5 protein-coding genes are annotated in these 8,853 nt (G+C 68.7%); 4 read left to right on the top strand and 1 reads right to left on the bottom strand.

What is annotated here, in order from left to right; genetic code table 11:
* The coding region (locus DD1DGNOD_RS29235) for an NADP-dependent isocitrate dehydrogenase (RefSeq protein WP_241255641.1) at positions 1–1,336 on the bottom strand (1,336 nt) is incomplete at its 3' end.
* A 1,005-nt stretch (positions 1,337–2,341) separates the two neighbouring features.
* On the opposite strand from DD1DGNOD_RS29235, the gene DD1DGNOD_RS10810 reads away from it, so the two are divergent.
* From DD1DGNOD_RS10810 to DD1DGNOD_RS27940, 4 genes are all read left to right on the top strand, one after another.
* Positions 2,342–3,574 (top strand): metallophosphoesterase family protein, encoded by a 1,233-nt coding sequence (locus tag DD1DGNOD_RS10810; protein WP_131767168.1) that lies wholly within the window; start codon positions 2,342–2,344, stop codon positions 3,572–3,574.
* Positions 3,574–7,344, top strand: coding sequence for an AAA family ATPase (locus tag DD1DGNOD_RS10805; protein WP_131767169.1), 3,771 nt, complete (start codon positions 3,574–3,576; stop codon positions 7,342–7,344). Before DD1DGNOD_RS10810 ends, DD1DGNOD_RS10805 begins: the two co-directional genes overlap by 1 nt.
* Before the next feature lie 560 nt (positions 7,345–7,904).
* The gene (locus DD1DGNOD_RS29230; RefSeq protein WP_346434308.1) at positions 7,905–8,111 is read left to right on the top strand and encodes a LysR family transcriptional regulator; all 207 of its coding nucleotides are present in this window, start codon (positions 7,905–7,907) and stop codon (positions 8,109–8,111) included.
* Between the two features lie 209 nt (positions 8,112–8,320).
* A complete protein-coding gene (locus DD1DGNOD_RS27940) occupies positions 8,321–8,728 on the top strand; it encodes a DUF1772 domain-containing protein (protein ID WP_206443088.1) in 408 nt (135 codons plus the stop codon).
* The last annotated feature ends 125 nt before the right edge of the window (positions 8,729–8,853 follow it).

Here is an 8,853-nt window from a genome sequence, read left to right as displayed (position 1 = left end):
GCTCCAGGACCACGGTGCCGGCCTCGTCGACGAGCCGCACCGTACCCGCGGTGGGGATCTCGAAGGTCTTGTCGTGGCTGCCGTACTCCTCGGCCGCCTGCGCCATCAGGCCGACGTTGGCCACCGAGCCCATCGTCGCGGGGTCGAAGGCGCCGTGCGCCCGGCAGTCGTCGATGACAACCTGGTAGATGCCGGCGTAGCTGCTGTCGGGGAGGACCGCGAGGGTGTCCGCCTCCTGGCCGTCCGGGCCCCACATGTGACCGGAGGTGCGGATCATGGCCGGCATGGAGGCGTCGACGATGACGTCGCTGGGCACGTGCAGGTTGGTGATGCCACGGTCGGAGTCGACCATCGCCAGGGCGGGGCCGTCGGCCAGCTCAGCCTCGAAGGAGGCCTTGATCGCCGCGCCTTCGGGCAGCGGTTCCAGGCCCTTGAGGATGCCACCGAGCCCGTCGTTGGGGGTCAGGCCCGCCGCGGCGAGCGTCTCACCGTAGGCGGCGAACGTCTTCGGGAAGAAGGCCCGCACCACGTGGCCGAAGATGACCGGGTCGGAGACCTTCATCATCGTGGCCTTCAGGTGCACCGAGAACAGCACGCCCTCGGCCTTGGCCCGGGCGACCTGCGCCGCAAAGAACTCACGCAGCGCGGCCACGCGCAGGACGGAGGCGTCCACGACCTCGCCGGCCAGCACCGGCACGGACGCACGCAGGACGGTGGTGCTGCCGTCGTCACCGGCCAGCTCGATGCGCAGCGAGCCGTCCGTAGCGATGATCGCCGACTTCTCGGTGGAGCGGAAGTCGTCGGCGTCCATGGTGGCGACGTTCGTCTTCGAGTCGGAGCTCCACGCGCCCATCCGGTGCGGGTGGGTCCTGGCGTAGTTCTTCACCGATGCGGGGGCGCGGCGGTCGGAGTTGCCCTCGCGCAGCACCGGGTTGACGGCGCTACCCTTGATCTTGTCGTAACGGGCGCGGATCTCCCGCTCCTCGTCGCTCCTCGGGTCATCCGGGTAGTCCGGCAGCGCGTAGCCCTGCTGCCGCAGCTCGGCGATCGCCGCCCTCAGCTGCGGAATCGAAGCCGAGATGTTCGGCAGCTTGATGATGTTCGCTCCGGGCGTCCTGGCCAGCTCACCGAGCTCGGCGAGCGCGTCGTCGACGCGCTGGACCTCCTGGAGACGCTCGGGGAAGCTGGCGATGATCCGCCCTGCCAGGGAGATGTCACGGCTTTCGACACTGACACCGGCCGCCCGGGCGTACGCCTGAACCACCGGCAGGAACGAGTACGTCGCCAGGGCCGGGGCCTCGTCAGTGTGCGTGTAGATGATGGTCGAATCAGTCACCGATACTCCGCTTCACGTCTGCTTCGTCTGGGTATCAAGATATGTCTTGATCGCCTCCGCCGCCTTGATCACGGGCATGGGCGTGTGCTGATAGTCGTCGACGAGCCGACGAGCAGACGAGCCGACGAGCCGACGAGCCGACGAGCCGGCGAGCAGACGAGCCGGCGAGCTCGGCGCACTCGCGGCAGATGGCCTGGACGTGGCCTGCCTGCCGGGCTGGCAGCGCGACAGGTGACGACCTGCACCCGGGCGAGCCCAAAAATCACAAATCTTGTGATCTTATCATCCGGTTACCCATCGCGACGAAACGTTACGCGGAAAGGCTCATCGCCAGGTAATCCCTGCCAGCGTATTGACCACCGCCTGTCTTCCCGTCCCGCCGGCGCCGGCTGGGATGCGCAGGCCCGGTATGCCTTCGTTACGCTCCGGCCTTCAAGAAGCGGTGTCGGCACGACAAGACCCGGCACATAGTCGCTCAGGCCGCCGGAATCAACTCCCGCGTCGGTCATCCAGTCAATCATCACCCCGAATGTTGCCGAACGAACCGTTCCCGGTCCCTGATTCGTGAAGGTGAAACCGGACAGAAGTCCGCGAACAGGAGTCCGAACTCGCTCACCATCACCCGACGGCGATGACCCGCTTCCGTCGTTCACTGCGGACCGCATCTTCGGGCCGCACAACGAGCCCACAATGAGTCGCGCGGGACACTGTGCCACGACAGCCCGTGCACGGGCGGCGCGCTTTCGTGCCTGGTCCGAGGCGCCTTGGGGGTCTTGCGGGCGCGACGGACCCGGGCATGCCACCGCATCCCTCAGCGACGAACGAGCAACACTTAATACCCAACGTACCAACATGATTCAAACTTCTCTATGCGAGAATTGGCCAAATGGATTGTTTACACCATAGTCACGGTATTACGGTCTGCCTGGTTGACCGGCTGGCGGGGAGGACCGTTCCCGTCGTCGGTGACCTGCGGGGAGGGTGTCGCTGATCCTCGGGAGGAACATGCGTCTTGTCCATGCCGCCGATGTCCATCTGGACAGCCCGCTGCGGGGGCTGACCCGGCTCGGCGACAGCGACCTGGCACATCTGCTTCGCCAGGCCACGCGTCGGGCGCTGGAGAACCTCACCGACCTGACGGTCGACCGGCGGGCAGACGCGTTGCTACTCGCCGGCGACATCTACGACGGCAACTGGCGGGACTACGCGACCGGACGGTTCTTCGTGGAGCAAATGGCGCGACTCCACGACGAGAAGATCCCGGTCTTTATGATCGCGGGCAACCATGACGCGGAGAGTGAGATCACACGGGCCCTGATCCTGCCGCCGAACGTCACCGTCTTCGCCTCCGATCAGGCCGGGACGGGCACCGTCGAGGAGATCGGCCTGGCCGTGCACGGCCAGAGCTATCCCACCCGCGACGTGTACACCAACCTGGCCCGGGCCTACCCGAACGCGATTCCCGGAATGGTCAACGTCGGGCTCCTGCACACCGCGGTCGAGGGGGCCGAGGATCACGCGGCCTATGCGCCGTGCACCGCCGATGACCTCGGGCGAACGGGCTACGACTACTTCGCCCTCGGCCATGTCCACGCCCATCGGATCGTCCGTGATGGCGAGCATGTGGCCGCGTTCAGTGGCAACCTTCAAGGTCGCCATCCTCGGGAGAGCGGTCCGAAAGGCGCGCTCGTCGTCGAGGTGGAACCCGGCCGGGCAGCGATGATCAGCCATGAGCCGTGCGACGTCGCCCGCTGGGCCACACTGACCATCGACGCCACGCCATGCCGCACGCTGGAAGACGTCCTCACCCGCGTCACCGGGGAACTCCGGGCGACGCGCCGTGAAGCGGGAACCCGACCGGTCGTCGCCCGGCTCGTCCTGGTGGGCACCTCACGGGCCGCCGCCGGCCTCACCGACAACGAACGCCTGCGCGAGGAGCTCGCGACGGTCACCGCCGGCCTGGACGTGTCCATCGAGAAGATCCTGGTTCGCACGGTGAGCCCGGAGCAGCCTGCGTCCGTCGACCCGGAGCTGATGGCCGCCATCCACGCGGCAGCCGACGACCTGGCCACGAACGCCGACCTGCTCGCCGCGCTCATCGGGCCGCTGGAACGCGAGGTCGGGCGGCCCCTGCGGGCCGCGGATCTGCTCGACCTGAGAGACCCGGGCGCTCTGGTCGACCTCGCGCGCCGGGCGGGCGTCGGTCTGGTCGCGCGGCTCGTCGGTGATGAGGACTGATGCGGATCCGATCATTCAGCCTGGACCGTTACGGCGCGTTCGAGGGGCGCGACCTGGAGTTCGGGCCGGCACTCACCCTGGTCGTCGGCGCCAATGAGGCGGGTAAGTCAACAACGTTGGAGGCTCTGTCCGACCTGCTGTGGGGTTATCGACGGGGGCATCAGGACTTTACCTTCGCCGTGGGCACACTCAGCCTCACCGCCCGTCTCGAGTTGCCCGACGGCAGCGAGGTGGAGATCCGTCGCCGTAACACCGGCCTGGTCAGCAGCTCCGACGGCCATCCGTTCGAACCCGTGTGGGGGCAGGGCGGCCCCGGCGCGCATAAGCGATGGCGGGATGCGTTCGGCCTGTCGCACGCGGGACTGCGCGAAGGCGGCGACAGTGTCTTTCACGGCACGGGGGATCTGGCGGAACTCGTCTTCACGGCCCGCAGCGGACGTGCCGTGCGCACCCTGGTGTCGAATCTGCAGGCCGAGATGGACGGCCTCTACAAGCAGCACCGCGGCAGTACCAAGGCGCAGGTGCGTGCGGCGCTGATCGACTACGACCGTCTTCGCCGCGAGGCTGATTCGTCGATGACCCGGGCGAAGACTGTGGCCGACGCGCGGGGCGAACGGACGCGACGGCAGCGGGCGGCGGACGCGGCGGCGGCCCGTCTGGCCTCCGCCATCGAGCGACACACCTACGCAGACCAGCGGCGGCGCGCGCTGCCGGATATCCACAGGCTGGTCGGCCTGCGCGCCGAACGCGCCCGGCTGCTCGCCGACGGCCTCATGCTGCGCCCCGAGCAGATCGACGCGTACGAAACCAACCAGCAAGAACTCGACGCGGCGACCGACGAGGTCGAGCGGCCGACAGCCGCCCTCACCACGCAAGTTCACGAGCGCGAGTCGTTGACGGTCGACGACGCCATCCTCACCGATTCCGCCGCTATCACCCGGCTGGAACGCCAGGCCGGAGCCCGCTCCTCAGACGCCGACCTGGCCCGACATGGCGAGATCGAGGCCGAATCCCTGTTCGGCGAGGCCAGAACGCAGCTGCTCGGACTCGTCGGACCGGGCGACCAGCGGTCGACCGAGGAGCTTCTCACCGCCCTGTATGTGCCGGTCGATCTCGCGGCCCAACTCGATGAGCTGGCCACCCGGATTGGCGAGCTGACCGCGGACCTGGCGTGGGCAGACGACGCGGTGACGGCGGCCCTGGCCAGGCAGCGGGCGTCCGCATCGGCCGTGCCGACCCTCGACGCGGCGTCGATCAGGCTGATGCGCGAGGTCATCATGGTGATCCGGGCGGAGGGGTCCGCTTCGCTGCGGCTCCGTGAATCCGTGGACAGCGCCGCGGTCGCGTACCAGGACCGCCGCGAGACATTGCGCCGGGCGGGTGCCCGAGACGTCGACGGGCCGCGACCTGCGGCACTGACCAAGGATGCTGTGCGGCTCGCCCGGGAGCGCCTCACGGACGCTGAGACCGCCCAGGCTCGTAGCGGGAACGCACTCACCACCGCCGAGCAAGATCTGGAACGGGCCCGTCAGCGGCTTGCCACGACCGACGGACAGAACCTGCCGGACCCGGCCATGCTCGTACGGATCCGGGCCGAACGGTCGGATCTGTGGGACCGGCTGGTCCGGGCCGCGGCGGGCGGGCTGACCCGTTCGCGGGCCGAGGAACTCCTTCCCTCGCTCGCCAGTGCAGTGCGCCGCGCCGACGAGATCGCCGATCAGCTGATCAGCCAGGCCAAGCTCGCCGCGAAACGTGCCCAGCAGCAACACGACCTCGCCGACGCCGAGACCCGGCATCGGGCAGCGCTGAACGCCCGCTCGACCGCCGACGACGCGATGGACCAGGCGCGGCAGGGCTGGGAAGCCTTCTGGAACGATCTCGGGCTTGCGACACCCGTGGTGGACGAGGCCGACGAGGTACGCCGGGCCCTCGACGAAGCCCAGCAGGCGCAGACCGCCCTGCTGGGCGCCGAACGCCGCATCGCCGGCCTGACCGGCCAGGCCGACGCCCAACACGCCACCCTGGCAGAGGCACTCGCGCAGCTGGGACACTCGTATCCAGGCGCGGATCTCGACAGTCTCCTGGTAGCGGCCGACCAGATCCTCGCCGACGATGATGCCGCCCGAGAGGCGCGGAACAGCGCAGCCCTGCACGCACGCAGCACCGAGGACGCCCAGCACGCCCGAGGGGAAAAGGCCGGCGCCCTGCGCATGGCCGAGCAGCAGTGGGACACGCTCATCCACAATGCCGCACTTCCATCGACGATCAGCCCTGCGGGCTGGGCGGAGCGTCATGCGGTCCTGACCCAGGCGGTAGCCACCCACAACAACGGGATCCAGGCCCGCAAGGATGCGGTCAACGCCCGAGCGCGCGTCGACGCATTCGCCGAAGCAGTAGCCGCACTGGCGGCCCGCCACGGCGACGGCGGGTTCGACGAGGACTCCCCGGCCGAGGTCCTCCACCGACTCGTCGACCAAGTGAGGTCCAATCGCGACGCTCAGGCCTCCGCCAAGGTGATGGACAACACCATCGCCGGACTCACCGAACAGATCGAAGCAGCCCAGGCTCGGCAGGCGGAAGCAGCGAACCATCTGGACAAGCTGCGGGACGAGGTGGGCCTACCGGTGGACCAACCGTTCCGCCCAGTCGTCGAGCGCAGCCGAGCCGTTATCGTAGCCACGGCCGAGGAAAGAACCACCGAGAACGTGATCCGGGCCGCCGCACCAGACGACGAACTGGAGACACTCGTCAAGAAACTCGCCGAACGTGACGAGCGCGACCTGCAACAAGAGCTCGCCACCGCGCGGGAAGATCGGGATCAATACTCCACCGCCCACGACCAGGCGCGCAGCGAGCTCGGCGAGATAGACGAGCGGCTGCGTCAGCTTCAGCGCGGACCCGGCGCGAGCGAACTGCACGCCCAGGCGCAGGAGTATCTCGCGCTGGTCGCCGAAGGCACGGAGCGGTATCTCATCGCCCGGTTTCAACATCACATTCTGCGCGGCCAGCTCGAAGCCTACGAACGCCGGCATGCGTCTCCGCTGCTCGTCGAGGCCGGCCGCCTGCTCGAACGCCTCACCGAGGGGTCCTATGTGGCGCTGCGCGCCGTAGACCGCGGAGACAACCAACGGTTCCTGCGGGTCGTCCGAGCCGACGAGGAGGAAAGGGAACCCGTCGAGCTCTCCGAGGGCACCGCCGACCAGGTCTTCCTCGCCCTGCGGCTGGCCGCGATCGACCAGCTGCAACGCGACCGGGTCGCCCGCGGCGAGGTACCTCTCCCGGTCGTCCTCGACGACGTGCTGATGACGTTCGACGACCGGCGTGCCACCGCCGCTCTCCGGGTCCTGACGGAGCTGGCCCGGAACTGGCAGATCATCGTATTCACCCATCACGAACACCTCGCCGAGATCGCGGAATCCGTCGGATCAGCCTCTCCGGCGGCCGTGGGACCGGACTCTGGCGGATCTGTGCGGATCAGCCGCATGCCAAGCGCGAACGTGCCGCTGGGTACCCGCGAAGCCGACCGGATCCGGGCCTCGATGACCGCTGCCGCCGACGGAGACGAGGACGCCGGCGCACTCGGCCGGATCACCGTGCCGACGGTCGCTCTTGGACGGCCACCGAGAGAGCCGGGCCTGGCGGCCACCGCCTCCACCTACGACCCGGCGGCCGTGCGCACCTGGGCGCGCGCGCACGGATACGACGTGGGAGACCGAGGCCGCATCGCCAGCGACATCCTGGACGCCTTCCAACACGCCCAGGGTGTCTGAGACCCCACCAGACGGCGTCAGACAGCCCGACCGTGATCCCGCGTGACACGGCAGATGTCAGGTCGCGCAATCACCCCACGTCCCCTGGTCCTCGGGTCGGACCGACTGACGACGAGCCCGCCACACGATCCAGATCAGCTGACCGATGCCTGGCCACCGCTACGCCGTGAGAACTACGGCAACCGGTGACGACAGGTGGCTGCGGACACACGCATGAGGTCGATCTCCCGCCGCCGTGTCAGCCGCACCGACCGCCCTGGACGGGCCGCACCACGGCCGTCTTCCGCCGGGGGACGGCATCCCCCGCACTGAGCCGATGCCGCTGCGGGTGCCACGCCCGAATCAGGACATATACGGCAATCAGCCGTCCAACGGCAAGCTCCTATCGACCTCGATTATGGACCTCGATCGAAGTCGGCCGTACGATCCGCGATACACGTGGCGGTACGGGCACGAAGCAGCGGGGTACGCGGCGAGTGAGCGGCGAGTGAACCGAGTGAGCGGCGAGTGAACAAGGTCCTCGACCTCCTCCATCTGCGCAGTTTCGTCGCCGTTGCCGACTGCGGGGGTTCCATCGGGCGGCCAGGACGCTCCCTCTGAGCCAACCCACGATCAGCCAGCACGTCCGCAGGCTGGAAGCCGTCGTGGGCCAGTCCCTGATGCAACGGGATGGACGGTATTCCCGGGTCACACCCGCAGGCGAGATCCTGCTCGTCGAGGCACGGCGTCTGCTCCTCCATCACGATGAGACACCGCGCATGGGCTGATCGCGCTGCTGGCCGTCGGCCGCGTCGACGTCGACTCCGCCGCGCTGCACGCCCTGCTCGGGGACGCGCTGACCGACTGCCTCACCCGCGCCCTACCCACACCGGCGGCATCGCCTCGGCGCGGCACCCGATCGACCGGAAAGAGGCAACTGTGAGCAATCTAGCTACCGCCGCCGCGCTCGTCGCAGTCGCGACTGCCGCGATCATCTATGGCACCGACATTCTTCTCCGCGCTCGTGCTGCGTCCTGCCGCAGTCGATGCCGCTGACGCCTCCGTAGCCGACCTGCTCGGCCGGGTCCACGAGTACGGAGATCGCCGACTGCCCGTACCCGGAGCAGTCTCCGTCATCGCCGCAGCGCTCGCCACCATGACCAGCGACAACAATCCCGCGCGCATCGGCGGTGCAACAGCTCTGGCCGCGCTGCTGGCCTGGCTTGCGATCTACGTACGCGTCAGCGCGCCGATCAACAAGCAGCTCCGCACGGCCGCGGCCAACCACACCGTTCCCCCGGACACGCGAGCCCTCCAGCAACGCTGGGACAGCGTCATCTGGGCCCGTGCCGCCCTGCAAACCGTCGCGCTGACCGGGCTGCTCACCATCGTCCTCAACCGATGAGCCCTGGCCTGCGCTGCCTCCACCACGCACCGGCACGAGCACGACCATGGGCGGGCGTGGCGGCGAGGTGAAGGTCCTCGACAGTCGTGATGGGCTTGTTCTTCGTTGGCAGCGAGAACTTGAGG

Source organism: Candidatus Protofrankia californiensis (genome assembly GCF_900634765.1).
Lineage (GTDB): Bacteria > Actinomycetota > Actinomycetes > Frankiales > Frankiaceae > Protofrankia > Protofrankia californiensis.
This window is presented reverse-complemented; position numbering and strand designations above follow the sequence as displayed.